Source organism: Nocardiopsis oceanisediminis, from assembly GCF_048595525.1.
Lineage (GTDB): Bacteria > Actinomycetota > Actinomycetes > Streptosporangiales > Streptosporangiaceae > Nocardiopsis_A > Nocardiopsis_A oceanisediminis.
This window is the reverse complement of record NZ_JAFMZJ010000001.1, coordinates 2,123,009-2,138,809: the sequence shown is the minus strand read 5'-3', so window position 1 is coordinate 2,138,809 and position 15,801 is coordinate 2,123,009. Positions and strand designations below refer to the sequence as shown.

At 73.4% G+C, this 15,801-nt stretch carries 14 protein-coding genes and 1 CRISPR repeat array; of the genes, 2 read left to right on the top strand and 12 right to left on the bottom strand.

Annotation, left to right across the window (positions count from 1 at the left end; all coding sequences use genetic code 11):
• Positions 1–23 precede the first annotated feature (23 nt).
• The 11 genes from J0910_RS09600 to rimP all read right to left on the bottom strand — a co-directional run bounded on the left by J0910_RS09600 (position 24) and on the right by rimP (position 12,158).
• Positions 24–1,358, bottom strand: coding sequence for a M16 family metallopeptidase (locus tag J0910_RS09600; protein WP_420161931.1), 1,335 nt, complete (start codon positions 1,356–1,358; stop codon positions 24–26).
• A 183-nt stretch (positions 1,359–1,541) separates the two neighbouring features.
• Positions 1,542–3,863 carry a polyribonucleotide nucleotidyltransferase gene (locus J0910_RS09595; protein ID WP_420158177.1) on the bottom strand — a complete coding sequence of 774 codons (2,322 nt, stop codon included), beginning with the start codon at positions 3,861–3,863 and terminating at the stop codon, positions 1,542–1,544.
• 402 nt (positions 3,864–4,265) lie between these two features.
• Positions 4,266–4,535: a 30S ribosomal protein S15 gene (gene rpsO, locus J0910_RS09590; protein WP_017592442.1), complete on the bottom strand. Its 270-nt coding sequence runs from the start codon at positions 4,533–4,535 to the stop codon at positions 4,266–4,268.
• Positions 4,536–4,811: 276 nt separating this feature from the next.
• Positions 4,812–5,291 carry a riboflavin kinase gene (locus J0910_RS09585; RefSeq protein ID WP_420158176.1) on the bottom strand — a complete coding sequence of 160 codons (480 nt, stop codon included), beginning with the start codon at positions 5,289–5,291 and terminating at the stop codon, positions 4,812–4,814.
• Positions 5,292–5,351: 60 nt separating this feature from the next.
• The gene (gene truB / locus J0910_RS09580) at positions 5,352–6,239 is read right to left on the bottom strand and encodes a tRNA pseudouridine(55) synthase TruB (protein ID WP_420158175.1); all 888 of its coding nucleotides are present in this window, start codon (positions 6,237–6,239) and stop codon (positions 5,352–5,354) included.
• Positions 6,236–6,679, bottom strand: coding sequence for a 30S ribosome-binding factor RbfA (rbfA, locus tag J0910_RS09575; protein ID WP_420158174.1), 444 nt, complete (start codon positions 6,677–6,679; stop codon positions 6,236–6,238). Before rbfA ends, truB begins: the two co-directional genes overlap by 4 nt.
• A gap of 5 nt (positions 6,680–6,684) precedes the next feature.
• Entirely contained in the window at positions 6,685–7,026 is a 342-nt protein-coding gene (locus J0910_RS09570; RefSeq protein WP_420158173.1) for a DUF503 domain-containing protein, read from the bottom strand.
• Between the two features lie 107 nt (positions 7,027–7,133).
• Positions 7,134–10,133, bottom strand: coding sequence for a translation initiation factor IF-2 (gene infB / locus J0910_RS09565; RefSeq protein ID WP_420158172.1), 3,000 nt, complete (start codon positions 10,131–10,133; stop codon positions 7,134–7,136).
• 248 nt (positions 10,134–10,381) lie between these two features.
• Entirely contained in the window at positions 10,382–10,663 is a 282-nt protein-coding gene (locus J0910_RS09560) for a YlxR family protein (protein WP_420158171.1), read from the bottom strand.
• Positions 10,647–11,645, bottom strand: a complete 999-nt coding sequence (gene nusA, locus J0910_RS09555) for a transcription termination factor NusA (RefSeq protein ID WP_420161930.1) — start codon at positions 11,643–11,645, stop codon at positions 10,647–10,649. Before nusA ends, J0910_RS09560 begins: the two co-directional genes overlap by 17 nt.
• A 24-nt stretch (positions 11,646–11,669) precedes the next feature.
• Positions 11,670–12,158 carry a ribosome maturation factor RimP gene (gene rimP / locus J0910_RS09550; protein WP_420158170.1) on the bottom strand — a complete coding sequence of 163 codons (489 nt, stop codon included), beginning with the start codon at positions 12,156–12,158 and terminating at the stop codon, positions 11,670–11,672.
• A gap of 282 nt (positions 12,159–12,440) precedes the next feature.
• Between rimP and J0910_RS09545 the strand changes: the two genes are divergently transcribed.
• Together J0910_RS09545 and J0910_RS09540 are read left to right on the top strand one after the other, a co-directional pair.
• Positions 12,441–13,013 (top strand): hypothetical protein, encoded by a 573-nt coding sequence (locus J0910_RS09545; protein WP_420158169.1) that lies wholly within the window; start codon positions 12,441–12,443, stop codon positions 13,011–13,013.
• Positions 13,010–13,537 (top strand): ferritin-like domain-containing protein, encoded by a 528-nt coding sequence (locus J0910_RS09540; RefSeq protein ID WP_420158168.1) that lies wholly within the window; start codon positions 13,010–13,012, stop codon positions 13,535–13,537. The genes J0910_RS09545 and J0910_RS09540 overlap by 4 nt, the downstream gene beginning before the upstream one ends.
• Before the next feature lie 70 nt (positions 13,538–13,607).
• Positions 13,608–13,880: direct repeats of the CRISPR family, unit length 29 nt; unit sequence CGGTCCATTCCCGCGTGCGCGGGACTCAG.
• Between the two features lie 120 nt (positions 13,881–14,000).
• On the opposite strand, the gene J0910_RS09535 is transcribed toward J0910_RS09540, so the two are convergent.
• A complete protein-coding gene (locus tag J0910_RS09535) occupies positions 14,001–15,761 on the bottom strand; it encodes a proline--tRNA ligase (RefSeq protein WP_420158167.1) in 1,761 nt (586 codons plus the stop codon).
• Positions 15,762–15,801: the final 40 nt, after the last annotated feature.

Here is a 15,801-nt window from a genome sequence, read left to right as displayed (position 1 = left end):
GGTCCAGCGGCACCGCTGAGGGATCAGAAGACCCGGCCCTGCTCATAGGGCCCGACGACGGCGAGCGCCTGCGGTCGGCCGAGGACCTCCTCGGCCACCGCGGCGACGTCGTCCGGGGTCACGGCGTCGAACAGCGCCAGGTCCTCGTCGAGCGAGTAGTGCTTCGGGTGGCCGAGCTCGTGGGCGGCCAGCCGCCCCATCCGGGAGCTGCTGCCCTCGCTGCCGAGCACCCACGACCCCTTGATCTGGCCCTTGGCCCGGTCGACCTCCTCCCCGGTCAGGCCGGAGGAGGCGGCCTTGGCCAGCTCCTCCCGGCACACCCCGAGGACCTCGTCGGTCTTCTCCGGCAGGCAGCCCGCGTAGATCTGGAACAGCCCCGTGTCGGCGTAGCCGCTGTGGTACGCCTGGACCGCGTAGGCCAGGCCGCGCTTCTCCCGCACCTCCTGGAAGAGCCGGGAGGACATGCCGCCGCCCAGGGCCGAGCAGAGCACCCGCAGCGCGTACCAGCGCGGGTCGGTGCGGTGCACCCCCTCGCAGCCCAGGATCAGGTGGGCCTGCTCGGTCTCCCGGGAGAGCAGCGCGGTCCCGGGGTGCACCCGGACCGGGCCGCCGCCGATCCGCGGCGCGGCGGGCCGCTCGTCGCCCGCCTCGGCCAGCACGTCGGCGAAGGACTCCCGGACCCCCTGGACGACCCGGTCGTGGTCGAGGTTGCCGGCGGCCGCGACGATCAGCTCGGCGGGCCGGTAGGCCGCGCGGTACTGCTCGGCGATCCGGTCCCGGGAGATCCGCCCGATGGTCTCGTTGGTGCCCAGGATGGGCCGGCCCAGCGCGGAGCCGGCGAAGACGTGCGCGGCGAAGACGTCGTCGACCAGGTCGGCCGGCTCGTCCTCGTACATCGCGATCTCCTCCAGGATCACGCCGCGCTCGGTCTCCACCTCGCCGGGGTCCAGGACCGAGTGCGCCACCATGTCGCCGACCACGTCCACCGCCAGCGGCAGGTCCCGGTCCAGGACCTTGGCGTAGTAGCTGGTCTGCTCCTTGGTGGTGTAGGCGTTGTGGTCGGCGCCGACCGCGTCCAGGGCCGCGGAGATCTCCATCGCGCCCCGGGTGGCGGTGCCCTTGAAGAGCAGGTGCTCCAGGAAGTGCGCGGCACCGGCGTGCGCGTCGTCCTCGTCCCGGGAGCCGGTGGTGGCGGAGATGCCGAAGGCCGCCGAGCGCAGCCCGGGGACCTCCTCGGTGACCACGCGCAGGCCGCCGGGGAGCACCGTCCGGCGGACCAGGCCGGACCCTTCGCCCGGCTCCAGCAGGGTGACCGTGGTGCCGGGCTCCTGCTCGGCGGCGGTGGCGGGAGAGCTCAATTCCATCCTTCTCACGATCGTCTCGGTCGGCCCGGTGCGGGCCCTTGCCGCGGGGCGGCGCGCCCCGCACCCCGTTCTACCGGCTGCGGCGGCCCGGGGCGAGGCCGCTCCGCGGTCCTGTGCAAAGACGCGGGGCGGCCGCACCCCGGAGGATGCGGCCGCCCCGGTTCAGGCGGGCGAGGATCAGGTGTTCTCGCTGCTGCGCGCACCGCGGCTGCGGCGGCGCCGGCGCGGCGCGGACGCGCCCTCGCCGTCCTCGGGGGCGTCGTCGGCGGGCTTCTTCTCCGCGGCGGCCTCCTCGGAGCCGGAGTCCTTCTCCTCCTTGGCGGCGGTCTCGGCCTCGACGACCTCGACCGGGACCAGGGAGAGCTTCCCGCGGTCGTCGACCTCGCGGATCTCGACCTGGATCTTCTCGCCGATGCTGACCACGTCGTCGAGGTTCTCGATGCGCTGGCCGCCGTGGAGCTTGCGGATCTGCGAGATGTGCAGCAGGCCGTCCTTGCCCGGCAGCAGCGAGACGAACGCGCCGAACGCGGTCGTCTTCACCACGGTGCCGAGGTAGCGGTCGCCGACCTCGGGCATGGTCGGGTTGGCGATCGAGTTGATCGTGTCCCGGGCCGCCTCGGCGGACGGGCCGTCGGTGGCACCGATGTAGATGGTGCCGTCGTCCTCGATGGTGATGTCGGCGCCGGTGTCCTCCTGGATGGAGTTGATCATCTTGCCCTTGGGGCCGATGACCTCGCCGATCTTGTCCACCGGGATCTTCACGGTGAGGATGCGCGGCGCGTTCGGGCTCATCTCCGCCGGGCGCTCGATGGCCTCGGCCATCACGTCCAGGATGGCCAGGCGGGCCCCGCGGGCCTGCTGCAGCGCGTTGGCCAGCTGCTCGGCGGGGATGCCGTCGAGCTTGGTGTCCAGCTGGAGCGCGGTGATGAGCTCCCGGGTGCCGGCGACCTTGAAGTCCATGTCGCCGAAGGCGTCCTCGGCGCCGAGGATGTCGGTCAGCGTGACGTAGTCGCCGCCCTCGCTGATCAGGCCCATCGCGATGCCGGCGACCATCTCCTTGAGCGGCACGCCCGCGGCCATCAGCGACATGGTGGAGGCGCAGACCGAGCCCATCGAGGTGGACCCGTTGGACCCGAGGGCCTCGGAGACCTGCCGGATCGCGTAGGGGAACTCCTCGCGGGCGGGCAGCACCGGGATCAGGGCCCGCTCGGCCAGGGCGCCGTGGCCGATCTCGCGGCGCTTGGGCGAGCCGACCCGGCCGGTCTCACCGGTGGAGTACGGCGGGAAGTTGTAGTTGTGCATGTAGCGCTTGGTCCGCTCGGGGTTGAGCGTGTCGACCGTCTGCTCCATGCGGAGCATGTTCAGCGTGGTGATGCCCAGGATCTGGGTCTCGCCGCGCTCGAACAGCGCCGAGCCGTGCACCCGCGGCACCACGCCGACGTCGGCGGAGAGCTGGCGGATGTCCTTCGGGCCGCGGCCGTCGATGCGGACCTTGTCGCGCAGCACCCGCTCGCGCATGAGCTGCTTGCTCAGCGACTTGAAGGCGGCGCCGATCTCCTTCTCGCGGCCCTCGAAGTCCTCGGCGAGCCTCTCCGCGGCCTCGGCCTTGACCTCGTCCAGCCGGACCTCGCGGTCCTGCTTGTCGGCGATGGTCAGCGCCTCGGCCAGCCGGGTGCTCACCGCGGCCTTGACCGCCTCGTAGGCGTCGTCCTCGTAGTCGAGGAAGATCGGGAACTCGCCGGTGGGCTTGGCGGCCTGGTCGGCCAGGGCCCGCTGGGCGCGGCAGAGCACCCGGATGAACGGCTTGGCCGCCTCCAGGCCCTCGGCCACGGTCTGCTCCGTCGGGCCGACGGCACCGTCGGAGACCAGCTTGAGCGTGTTCGGGGTGGACTCCGCCTCGACCATCATGATCGCGACGTCGCCGTCCTCCAGCTCGCGGCCGGCCACCACCATGTCGAAGGTGGCGTCCTCCAGCTCGCTGTGGGTCGGGAACGCGACCCACTGGCCCTCGATCAGGGCGACGCGCACGCCGCCGATCGGGCCGGAGAACGGCAGGCCGGCCAGCTGGGTGGACATCGAGGCGGCGTTGATCGCGACCACGTCGTAGAGGTGGTCGGGGTTGAGCGCCATCACGGTCTCCACGACCTGGATCTCGTTGCGCAGCCCGTGCTTGAACGAGGGGCGCAGCGGCCGGTCGATGAGGCGGCAGGTGAGGATGGCGTCCTCGGACGGGCGCCCCTCGCGGCGGAAGAACGAGCCGGGGATGCGCCCGGCGGCGTACATCCGCTCCTCGACGTCGACGGTGAGCGGGAAGAAGTCCAGGTTCTCCTTGGGCCGCTTGGAGGCGGTGGTCGCGGAGAGGACCATCGTCTCGTCGTCGAGGTAGGCCACGGCGGAGCCGGCGGCCTGGCGGGCCATCCGGCCCGTCTCGAAGCGGATGGTACGGGTGCCGAAGCGGCCGTTGTCGATCACGGCCTCGGCGGAATACGCGCCCTCCATGGGCGTCCTCCTCATGACTGCGGAAGACGGGTGCGCAGGCCCCGCGTCCGGACCCCGGTGGGGCCCTCCTGTCCGCCGCCGAGATTCGTTCCCCGACCGCCGACCGGGCGTCGCCCGGCGCGGCCCGGTCCGCGAACGCCGGCCATCGATCGAAGCCTGCGGCATGCCCCGGAGGGCGGGCCGCAGACCACTACCGAGGACCGGCCCCGACACGGCGGCCGAGGTGCAGAGCGCGGGAGCGCTCCGTCCGTCTTCGTCTGATCTGTTCTTCGCCCGGTCCTGCGACCGGGCTCCACTGTGGACCATACTGCCTGGCCACGGTGGGACGCGATAGATCCACACCAGTGGAATCCGTACGCATCGAGAAAAGGGGAGCGGCCGGAACCGCTCCCCCTCCGTCCGCTAGCGGCGCAGACCCAGGCGCTGGATCAGCTCGCGGTAGCGGTTGATGTCCTTCTTCTGCACGTACTTGAGAAGGCGGCGGCGCCGGCCGACCATCAGCAGCAGGCCGCGGCGGCTGTGGTGGTCGTGCTGGTGCGTCTTGAGGTGCTCGGTGAGCTCGGTGATGCGGTGCGTCAGCAGTGCGATCTGCACGTCCGGCGACCCGGTGTCACCGTCGCCGGTGCTGTACTCGGCGATGATCTTCTGCTTGGTGGCGGCGTCGATCGACACGTCGCTCCTTCTCTTCTGTGTTCGGTACGCGTTATCGCGGAGCCGCTCCCGGCGGGACCGGGGCGGCGCGCAGCCGCGGTGACCGCGCGTACGAGCAGTCACCGTCTGCGGGTGGTCCGGTCGCGGGCGGCGCCTCGGCGCCCCGGCCCGCGGACCGGGCGGCCTTCCGGCACCGGCGCCGACGCGGGAAGGGCAGGGCTGATCAGCCCGGTCGCCCCACCGAGTCTAACCCACATTCCCACCGTCCGGGCCCGGCCCGCGGCCGGCGCCGGCCGGTCAGGCCATCAGCTCGCGCGCCCGGGCGACGTCGGCGGTCATCGCGTCGATGAGCTCCCGGACGTCGGCGAAGCGGCGCTGTCCGCGGATCCGGTGCGCGAACTCCACCGCCATCTTGCGGCCGTAGAGCTCCAGGTCGTCGCGGTCCAGGGCGTAGGCCTCGACGGTGCGGTGCCCGCCGTCGAAGGTGGGGTTGGTGCCCACCGAGACCGCCGCGGGCCAGCTCTGCTCCCCGCCGCCCTCCGGGGCGTCGGTGAGCAGCAGCCGGCCGGCGTAGACGCCGTCGGCGGGCACCGCGGTGCCGTGCACCACGTCCAGGTTGGCGGTCGGGAACCCGAGCAGCTCCCGGCCCCGGGCGGCGCCGTGCACCACGACGCCCTCCACCCGGTGCGGGCGGCCCAGGGCCGCGGCGGCCTCTTCCACCCGGCCCTCTTCGATCAGCCCGCGGACGCCGCCGTCCGCTCCGGCCTCATCCTGCACGTCGAACTCCCTCCGACCGCGCCCCGGCCCCCGGGGCGCCCCGCCGCGCGGCCCGCGCGCTCATCCGCCCGCGAACACCACGATCGGCCTGCTCTGCCCGGCCTTCTCCTCGGCCAGCGCCACCACCGAGCCGTCCGGTGCGAACAGCCCGATCGGGCCCGGCCCCAGGCTGCCCGCCGCGATGCGGCCGCCGTGGGCGACCCGGCGCGCCTCCTCGGCGTCCAGCACCCGCACCGGGAACGCCGCCGCAACCGCCTGGGAGAGCGGCAGCGCGGTGAACTCCTCGGCCAGCCGCTCCAGGGTGGCGGCCTGCTCGATGCCGTAGGGGCCCACCCGGGTGCGGCGCAGCGCGGTGAGGTGGCCGCCCACCCCCAGCGCGGCCCCCAGGTCCCGGGCGAGCGACCGGATGTAGGTGCCGCTGGAGCAGACGACCCGCACGTCGGCGTCGACCGTCCGCTCGCCGTGCCGGACGTCCAGCACGGTGAACTCGGAGACGGTGACCGGGCGCGCCTTGAGCTCGACGGTCTCGCCCTCCCGGGCGGACTTGTAGGCCCGCTTGCCGTTCACCTTGACCGCGCTGACCTGCGGGGGGATCTGCTCGATCTCCCCGGTCAGCGCGGCGGCGCCGGCCAGCAGCGCCGCCTGCCCGACACCGGACGCGTCGGTGCGGCCGGTGCAGCCGCCCTGGGCGTCGTCGGTGTCGGTGGTCTCGCCGAGCCGGATGGTGCCCTCGTAGGCCTTCTCGGTCAGGGTGAGGTGGCCCAGCAGCCGGGTGGCCCGGCCGAGGCCGAGCACCAGCACCCCGGTGGCCATCGGGTCGAGCGTCCCGGCGTGGCCGACCTTGCGGGTGCCGGCCAGCCGCCGGACCCGCGCGACGACGTCGTGCGAGGTCCAGTCGGCCGGCTTGTCGACGACCACGACGCCGTCGGGGCCGGGGCTCCGGGTCACTCCGCGCCCTCTTCGTCCTCGTCGCGCGGGGTCTTGTAGGGGTCGGCCTCCCCGGCGTGGCTGGCACCGGCGGCGGTGCGCGCCACCTCCGCGTCGGACCTGCGCGCCTCGGCGAGCAGCTCCTCGATGTGCTGGGCGTTGTCCTGCACCTCGTCCCGCTCGAAGGCGAGGCTGGGGGTGTGCCGGAGCCCGGTCTGCCGGCCGACCTCGGAGCGGATCACGCCCTTGGCGCTCTCCAGGGCGGCGGCGGTGCCGGCCTTCTCCTCGTCGGTGCCGAAGACCGTGTAGTAGACGGTCGCCTCGCGCAGGTCGTTGGTGAGCCGGGCGTCGGTCACGGTCACGAACCCCAGGCGGGGGTCCTTGATCCGGCGCTCCAGCATCTCCGCGACGATGCGCTGGATTCGGTCGGCGAGCTTGCGCGCTCGTGCGGCGTCGACCATGGTCCTCAATCTTCCTCTGGGCTGAAGAGCCGCCGCCTGGCGGAGAGCAGCTCGATCTCGGGCCGCCCCGCCACCAACCGCTCGCAGGTGTCGAGCACCTCGGTGCAGTGGGCCGCCGTGGAGGCCACCACCGCGATGCCGATCTCGGCCCTGCGGTAGAGGTCGTGCTCCCCCGTCTCCGCGACGGAGACGGAGAACCTCCGCTGGAGTTCGGCGACGATCGGGCGCACCACCGAGCGCTTCTGCTTCAGCGACCGGACGTCGCCGAGCAGGATGTCCAGGGTCAGCGACCCGATGTAGGCGCCGCTCCGCGCGGTGCGGCGGCCGTTGCTTGGTCTGGATGTCATCGTGTGCCGCATGACGGAGCGGCGGGCCGGGGAGAGGATCCGGGGAGCCCGGGGGCCCGGCCGTGCGGCCGGACCCCCGGGATACTGCCTGGCTTCCTGCCACCGCGTCAGTCGCGCGGCTTCTCCTGCATCTCGTAGGTCTCGATGATGTCCTCGAGGCGCAGGTCGTTGTGGCCGAGGCCGATACCGCACTCGTAGCCCTCGCGGACCTCGGTGGCGTCGTCCTTGAACCGGCGCAGGGACTCCACGGTGAGGTTGTCGGAGACGACCACCCCGTCGCGGATGAGCCGCGCCTTGGCGTTGCGCCGGACGATGCCGCTGCGGACGATCGAACCCGCCACGTTGCCGATCTTGGGGACCTTGAAGATCTCGCGGATCTCCGCGGTGCCCAGCTGGACCTCTTCGTAGATCGGCTTGAGCAGGCCCTTGACCGCCGCCTCGACCTCATCGATCGCCTGGTAGATGACCGAGTAGTAGCGGATGTCCACGCCCATCCGGTCGGCGAGCTCGCTGTTCTTGCCCTCCGGCCGGACGTTGAAGCCGATGATGATGGCCTCGGACGTCGCCGCCAGGTTGATGTCGTTCTGCGTGATCGCGCCGACGCCGCGGCCGACGATGCGGATGTCGACCTCGTCGCCGCCCGCGTCGATCTTGAGCAGCGACTCCTCCAGGGCCTCCACGGAACCGGACATGTCGCCCTTGATGAGCAGGGCGAGCTCGGTCCGAGCGCCCTCCTCCAGGGTCTTCTGCCAGTTGTCCAGGGTGACCCGGCGCGCCGCCTTCGCCTGCTGGGCGAAGCGCTCGCGCGCCTCGCGCTGGTTGGCGATCTGGCGGGCGACCCGGTCGTCCTTGACGACCAGGAAGTTGTCGCCGGCGCTGGGCACGTTGGTCAGGCCCAGCACCTGCACCGGCCGGGACGGCTCGGCGTGGTACACGTTCTCGCCGTGCTCGTCGAGCATGGCGCGGACGCGGCCGTAAGCGTCGCCGCAGACGATCGAGTCGCCGACGTTGAGCGTGCCCCGCTGCACCAGGACCGTGGCCATGGAGCCGCGGCCGCGGTCGAGGTAGGCCTCGATCGCGAGGCCCTGGGCCTCCATCGCCGGGTTGGCGCGCAGGTCCAGCGCCGCGTCGGAGGTCAGCACGATCGACTCCAGCAGGGCGTCGATGTTCTCCCCGCGCAGCGCGGAGATGTCGACGAACTGCACGTCGCCGCCGTACTCCTCGGCGACCAGGCCGTACTCGGTGAGCTGGGCCCGGACGCGCTGCGGGTCGGCGCCCTCGACGTCGATCTTGTTGACCGCGACCACGATCGGCACCTCGGCCGCCTTGGCGTGGTCGATGGCCTCGGCCGTCTGCGGCTTCACGCCGTCGTCGGCCGCGACCACCAGCACCGCGATGTCGGTGGCCTGGGCACCGCGGGCACGCATGGCGGTGAACGCCTCGTGGCCCGGGGTGTCGATGAAGGTGATCCTGCGCTCTTCACCGTCGACCGTGGTGGACACCTGGTAGGCGCCGATGTGCTGGGTGATCCCGCCGGCCTCGCCGCTGGCGACGTTGCTGTTCCGGACGGTGTCCAGCAGCTTCGTCTTACCGTGGTCGACGTGGCCCATCACGGTGACCACCGGCGGACGCGGACGCAGGTCCTCGTCGGTGCCGGAGTCCTCGCCGAACTCGATGGAGAAGGACTCCAGCAGCTCGCGGTCCTCGTCCTCCGGGCTGACGACGGAGACGTTGTACTTGAGCTCCTCGCCGAGCAGCTGCAGCGTCTCGTCGGGCAGCGACTGGGTCGCGGTGACCATCTCGCCCAGGTGCATCATCACCTGGACCAGGGAGGCCGGGTTGACCCCGATCTTGTCGCCGAAGTCCGACAGCGAGGCGCCGCGGGACAGCCGGATGGTCTGCCCGTTGCCGCTGGGGATCTTCACGCCGCCGAAGGACGGCGCCCCCATCTCGTTGAACTCTTGACGGCGCGCCTTCTTCGACTTGCGGGAGCGTCCGCGCGGGCCGCCGGGGCGCCCGAAGGCTCCGGCCGTACCGCCGCGGCCGCGGCCGCCGCCACCGGGACGGCCGCCGAAGCCGCCCGGACGCGGGCCGCCGAAGCCGCCGCCACCGCCGCCGGGACGCGGGCCGCCGCCGCCCGGACGGCCACCGCCGCCACCGGGACGACCGCCGCCGCCACCCGGGCGGCCACCGCCGCGGCCGGCGCCCGCGGGCGGGGTCGGCCGGGAGGAGGGCATGTTCATCGGGCTGGGGCGCGGACCGCCCGGACGCGGAGCGCCGCCGCCTGCGGGCGGGCCCGGCTTGGGCCGCGGACCGCCGGCGCCCGGAGCGCCGCCGGGGCGCGGGGCCTGCGGACGCGGGGCGCCGCCGCCGGGACGGGGAGCGCCGCCGCCCGGACGCGGAGCGCCGCCGCCGCCGGGACGGGGAGCGCCCTGGCCGGGACGCGGGGCACCGCCGCCGGGGCGCGGAGCGCCGCCGCCCGGACGCGGTCCGGGCTTGGCGCCCATGCCGGTGGCCTGGGTCGAGAACGGGTTGTTGCCCGGACGCGGGCCGGCGGGGCGGGGCCCCGGCTTCGGACCGCGCTCACCGCGGCCGCGCTCGCCGCGCTCAGGACGCTCACCGCGCTCCTGGCGCTCGCCGCGCTCAGGACGCTCACCGCGGTCGCTGCGACCGCCCTGCGGCTGCCCCGGCTTGGGCGTCGCGGGACGGGGGCCCGGCTTCGGACCGGGCTTGGGAGCGCCGCCCGCGGGGCCCTCGGGGGCGCTGCCGCTGGGGGCGCTGGGGGCACCGCCGCCGGCCGCGCCGGTGCGCGGGGCGGGGCGGGGACCCGGCTTCGGACCGGGCTTGGGGGCCGACTTGGCCTCCCCGCCCGGCGTGGACGCGCCGCGCTCGCGCGGCTTGGACTCCTGCGCGGACGGCTTGCCGGAGCCGCCCTTCTTACCCGCAGAGCCCGGCTTGAGCTCGTCGGTGAGCTTCCGCACGACCGGAGCCTCTATCGTCGAGGACGCCGATCGGACGAATTCGCCCAACTCCTGGAGCTTGGCCATGACGACCTTGCTCTCGACTCCGAGCTCCTTGGCAAGCTCGTATACCCGGACCTTCGCCACTGCTCTCCTCTACTTCGGTCCGGGACATGGGCTTGTGCCGGACCGTCGCTAGCTTGACGTACTCATCGCTGCGTACTCATCGAGCGCTCATCGCAATCTCGACCCGCTTCCTCGTCGCTACACAACAATGGGTCAGTTCGCCGGATCTTCCGGCACGACAAGACCGGCCGGCGCACGGTCGTTACAACCGCGCTCTCGGCTGGATCATTCCAACCCTATCCCTAGACCGCGGCCTACTCCAACGCGCATTACTCCGCGAAGTAGGCCGCCACCCGCGAGGCGTCGTACCGCCCCGGCGCCCGGAACGCGCGCGGCCAGGGCCGCCGCTTCTCGGCCGCCCGCAGGCACTCCGGATCGGGGTGGAGGTAGGCGCCCCGACCCGGCGCACGGCGGCGCGGGTCGGGGAGGACCAGCAGGCCGTCGGCGACCAGCCGCAGCAGATCGGACTGCTCCGCCCGGGACCGGCACCCGATGCAGGTGCGGACCGGCTGGTGCCCTCCGGCCCCTCCGAGTCTAGCGCGCCGGGGCATCGGCCCGTCCGCCGCCGTCCTCGTCGCCCTCGGGTGCGTCGGAGCGGATGTCGATCCGCCACCCGGTGAGCCGGGCGGCGAGCCGGGCGTTCTGCCCCTCCTTGCCGATGGCCAGGGACTGCTGGTAGTCGGGCACGGTGACCCGGGCGACCTTGGCCGCCGCGTCCAGCACCTCCACCCGGTTCACCCGGGCGGGGGACAGCGCGTTGCCGACGAACACGGCCGGGTCGTCGGAGTGGTCGACGATGTCGATCTTCTCCCCGTTGAGCTCGGCCATCACGTTGCGGACCCGGCTGCCCAGCGGGCCGATGCAGGCCCCCTTGGCGTTGACCCCGGTCTTGTTGGACTTGACCGCCATCTTGGTGCGGTGGCCGGCCTCCCGGGCGATCGCGGCGATCTCCACGGTGCCGTCGGCGATCTCGGGCACCTCCAGCTCGAAGAGCTTGCGCACCAGGTTGGGGTGGGTGCGGGAGAGGGTGACCGAGGGGCCGCGGTGGCCCTTGCGCACCTGCACGACGTAGGCGCGCAGCCGCTCGCCGTGGTTGTAGTCCTCGCCGGGGACCTGCTCCTGCGGGGGCAGGATCGCCTCCAGCCGGCCCAGGTCGACCAGGACGTTCCGCGGGTCCTTGCCCTGCTGGATGATGCCGGAGACGATCTCGTACTCGCGGCCGGCGAACTCGCCGAGGGTCAGCTCGTCCTCCGCGTCGCGCAACCGCTGCAGGATGACCTGCTTGGCGGTGGAGGTGGCGATCCGGCCGAACCCGCTCGGGGTCGCGTCGTACTCGCGGACGGCGCCGGTCTCCTCGTCGGTCTCGCTCGCCCAGACCGTGACGTGGCCGCTGCCGCGGTCCAGTTCGACCCGGGCCGAGGACTCGGTGCCCTCCTGCCGGTGGTAGGCGATCAGCAGGGCGTCCTCGATCGCCTTGACGACGAGGTCAACCGAGATGTCCTTCTCGCGCTCCAGGCTGCGCAGGACACTCATATCGATATCCACGGGGCTCCCCCTCTAGTCCGCCGCGGCGGTGTCGTCGTCGGCGGGGCGGCGGAACTCCACCTGGACCTTGGCCCGTTCGATGTCGGCGTAGCCGTACTCGACCGTCGCGTCGTCGACGCTCAGGGAGACGCCCGACTCGTCGGCGTCCAGTACCCGGCCGGTGACCTCGCCGCCTTCGGCGAGCCGGACCGAGACGAGCCGCCCGCGCGAGCGCCGCCAGTGCCGGGCCAGGGTCAGCGGCCGGTCCACACCGGGGGAGGTCACTTCGAGGACGTAGGGGGCCTTGCCCATCGCGTCGGAGGCGTCCAGAGCGGTCGAGACCAGCTGGCTCACCTCGCCGACGGCGTCCAGGTCGACCCCGTTCTCGGAGTCCACCACCACGCGCAGCAGCCGCCGCTTGCCGGCCGGGACGACCTCGACGGCCTCCAGCTCCAGGCCTGCCTCGGCCAGCACCGGCTCAAGCACGGCGGCCAAGCGGTCCTGGCGAGCCTGCGCCCCCATCCGTATTCCTCTCTCCGGGGAATTCCGCCCGGCTCCGCAGACGGATGTCCGGGGCGGTCCAGCTGTGCATGAAAGTCGTCCGCGCGTCGCTGCGACCGCGGTTCGTGTCCAAGGGTATCCACAATCGCGGCCTCCCCAGGCAATCCGCGCAGCGAAGGGCGCGCGATCCCCGATGGAGCGGGGGTTCCACGCGTCTTCGCGGGTCCGCGCGTGCGCGGGAGGGGCGCCCGTGCATGGAAAGATGGAACCGCATCCCGCGGTGACCTGAGGAGGAGGACGAGGTTGGGCGAGTCGGTCGAAGGGGACGGCCCCTCCCGCCGCGCAGGCTCCCGCTCCGGCGGCACCGCGGTCACCCGGCGCGCCGCCCTGCTCGGGGCCCTCGCCGCGGCGGCGGCCGCGGGCGCGGCCGGCTGCGGCGTCCGCTGGTACCCCAGCGAGGTCGGCCAGGACGAGCGGATCCTGCGCGGCGCCGTCGCCGCCAAGGAGCGGCTCATCGCCCGGTACCGCGCCGCGGTCGGGGCCGGCGAGGGCCCGGCGGAGCTGCTGGAGTCCTTCCTCGCCCACCACGAGGAGCATTTGGCCGCGCTCCGCGACCGGCTGCCCGAGGACTCCGCGGCGGAGGAGGGGGCGGAGGACGCGGAGCGGGGCGGCGACGGCGGCCCGTCGCCCTCCCCCGAACCGGTCCCCGAGGAGCCCCCGTCCACCGCGGACCTGCAGAGCCTCGAGGAGGCCGCCGCGGTGGGCCGCGCCCGCGAGTGCGCCCAGGTGCTGGAGCCGGCGCTGGCCCAGCTGCTCGCCTCGGTCGGCGCCTGCGAGATCGGCCATGCCCACCTGCTCGCCGAGGAGGCCTCGTGACAGCGACACCGCCCCGCTCCCCGTCCGGGTCCTCCCCGTCGGCCTCGGCCGACGAGGGGCCGGGCGAGGTCTCCGCCCTGCAGGACGCGCTGCGCGCCGCGCACGCCGCCGTCTACGGCTACACCTACATCGGCGCCCGCTCCGAGGGCGGCGACCGCGACCGGGCCGGCCGGTTCATGGACGCCCACCGGGCCCAGCGGGACACCTTCCGCGAGGAGCTGGTCGCCCGCAAGGCCGACCCGGCCCCGACCGAGGCCGCCTACCCGCTCCCCGACTCGGACGACCCCGAGGAGCTGCGCGGCTACGCCCGCTCCCTGGAGGAGACCGCCGCGCAGAGCGCCCTCCAACTGGCCGGCGCCGCCTCCGGCAGCGGAACCCTCCGCGAACTCGCCGCGAGCGCCCTCCAGGCTGCCGTCGCCCGCTCCCTGGAATGGGGCGGCGACCTCCCGGCCTTCCCCGGCTACCCGGAGAAGGCGGCACCCTCGCCCTCCCCCACCGCAGCAGAGGAGAACGAGGGCGACTGACCGCCCTGGGGCGGTGGTCCCGCGTGCGCGGGACTCAGGCCTCGACGGTCCGGCGGGCGGGGTAGCGGCCCGGTCCATTCCCGCGTGCGCGGGACTCAGAACCTCCGCGTCGGCCTCGTCCTCCTCCTCGTCGGTCCATTCCCGCGTGCGCGGGACTCAGGGGCCGGGGGGTGTACACCATGGTCGCTGCACCGGTCCATTCCCGCGTGCGCGGGACTCAGCCGCCCGCCAGGGTCCGCACCGACCGCAAGGCCGGTCCATTCCCGCGTGCGCGGGACTCAGCACGGTGTAGATCGTCATGCGTGCCATTATCCCGGTCCATTCCCGCGTGCGCGGGACTCAGAGCGAATGACCTGGGGAAACAACGGGCGTTATCTTCTTGCGACCGGCCGGGAGCCGCCCCGATTCTACGGCGGAGGGCGCTCCCCCGCAGGTGCGGCGGAGCGCCCTCCAAGACGTCGCGTCAGTCCTTCTCGTCGGCCTCGACGATGGCGGTGACCTTGGCGACGGCGGAGTCCAGGGAGACCTCCTCGCGGTCGCCGGTGCGGCGGTCGCGGAGCTCCAGGACGCCGTCGGCCAGGCCCTTGCCGACGATGAGGGCGGTGGGCACGCCGAGCAGCTCGGCGTCGGTGAACTTCACGCCCGGGGAGACGCCCTTGCGGTCGTCGACCAGGACGCGGACGCCCTTGCCCTCCAGCTCCTCGGCCAGCCGCAGCGCGACCTCGATCTGCTCGCCCTTGCCGGTGGCGACCACGTGCACGTCGGCGGGGGCCACGGCGCGCGGCCAGACGATGCCCTTGCCGTCGTGCGACTGCTCGACGATGGAGGCGACCAGGCGGGAGACTCCGACACCGTAGGAGCCCATGGTGATCCGCTTGGGCTTGCCGTCCGGGCCGAGCGCGTCCACCTCGAAGGCGTCGGCGTACTTGCGGCCCAGCTGGAAGACGTGGCCGATCTCGATGCCGCGCGCGGTGTAGAGCGTGCCCTTGCCGTCCGGGGAGGGGTCGCCGTCGCGCACGTCGGCGACGTCGAGCACGCCGTCGGGGGTGAAGTCGCGGCCGCAGACCAGGTCCACCACGTGGTGGTCGGCCTTGTCCGCGCCGGTGACCCAGGCGGTGCCGGCCACGATGCGCGGGTCGGCGTAGTAGGCGAGCTTGTTGCCCTGCAGCGCGGCCGGGCCGACGTAGCCCTTGACCAGGTAGGGGCGGGCGGCGAAGTCGGCCTCTTCGAGGAGGGCGACCTCGGCGGGCTCCAGGGCGGCCTCCAGGCGCTTCACGTCGACCTCGCGGTCGCCGGGCACGCCGATGCCGATGACCTCCCACTCCTCCTCCCCCGGCCGCCTGACCTTGACCAGGACGTTCTTCAGGGTGTCGGCGGCGGTGAAGGTGCGGCCCAGGCCGGCCCCGTTGAGGTGGTCGACCAGGGTCTCGATGGTGGGGGTGTCCGGGGTGTGGTGCACGGCCGCCTCGGGCAGGCCCTCGATCGGCCGCGCGGGCGGCGCGGGGACCTTGACCGCCTCGACGTTGGCCGCGTAGTCCGACTCGGTGCTGCGGACGAAGGTGTCCTCGCCGTTCGGGGTCTCGGCGAGGAACTCCTCGGAGGCTGAGCCGCCCATCGCGCCGGAGGTCGCCGAGACGATGACGTAGCGCAGGCCGAGCCGGTCGAAGGTGCGGACGTAGGCGTCGCGGTGCTTGGCGTAGGAGCGCTGCAGGCCCTCGTCGTCGATGTCGAAGGAGTAGGAGTCCTTCATGTGGAACTCGCGGCCGCGCAGCACGCCGGCCCGGGGGCGGGCCTCGTCCCGGAACTTCTCCTGGATCTGGTAGAGGATGACCGGGAAGTCCTTGTAGGAGGAGTACTCGCCCTTGACCAGGAGGGTGAAGACCTCCTCGTGGGTGGGGGCGAGCAGGTAGTCGGCGCCCTTCCGGTCGGTGAGCCGGAACAGGGTGTCGCCGTACTCGGTCCACCGGCCGGTGGCCTCGTAGTACTCGCGGGGCAGCAGCGCGGGCAGCAGCACCTCCTGGCCGCCGATCCGGTTCATCTCCTCGCGGACGACGCCGGCGACGTTCTCCAGGACCAGCTTGCCGAGCGGCAGCCAGCTGTAGACGCCGGGGGCGGCGCGGCGCACGTAGCCGCCGCGGACCAGCAGCTTGTGGCTCGGCACCTCTGCGTCCGCTGGGTCCTCGCGCAGGGTGCGCAGGAACAGGGTCGACATCCGCAGCAGCACGGCCACTCCTCGGTTGGTGATGCGTCAGGGCAAGCCTGGT

What these genes read in the sequence shown, in the direction of transcription:
- J0910_RS09595 (WP_420158177.1), bottom strand. Translation starts at nt 3,863, where the DNA reads ATGGAGGGCGCGTATTCCGCCGAGGCCGTGATCGACAACGGCCGCTTC.
- rbfA (WP_420158174.1), bottom strand. Translation starts at nt 6,679, where the DNA reads ATGGTCGACGCCGCACGAGCGCGCAAGCTCGCCGACCGAATCCAGCGC.
- J0910_RS09570 (WP_420158173.1), bottom strand. Translation starts at nt 7,026, where the DNA reads ATGACATCCAGACCAAGCAACGGCCGCCGCACCGCGCGGAGCGGCGCC.
- J0910_RS09560 (WP_420158171.1), bottom strand. Translation starts at nt 10,663, where the DNA reads ATGCCCCGGCGCGCTAGACTCGGAGGGGCCGGAGGGCACCAGCCGGTC.
- nusA (WP_420161930.1), bottom strand. Translation starts at nt 11,645, where the DNA reads ATGAGTGTCCTGCGCAGCCTGGAGCGCGAGAAGGACATCTCGGTTGAC.
- rimP (WP_420158170.1), bottom strand. Translation starts at nt 12,158, where the DNA reads ATGGGGGCGCAGGCTCGCCAGGACCGCTTGGCCGCCGTGCTTGAGCCG.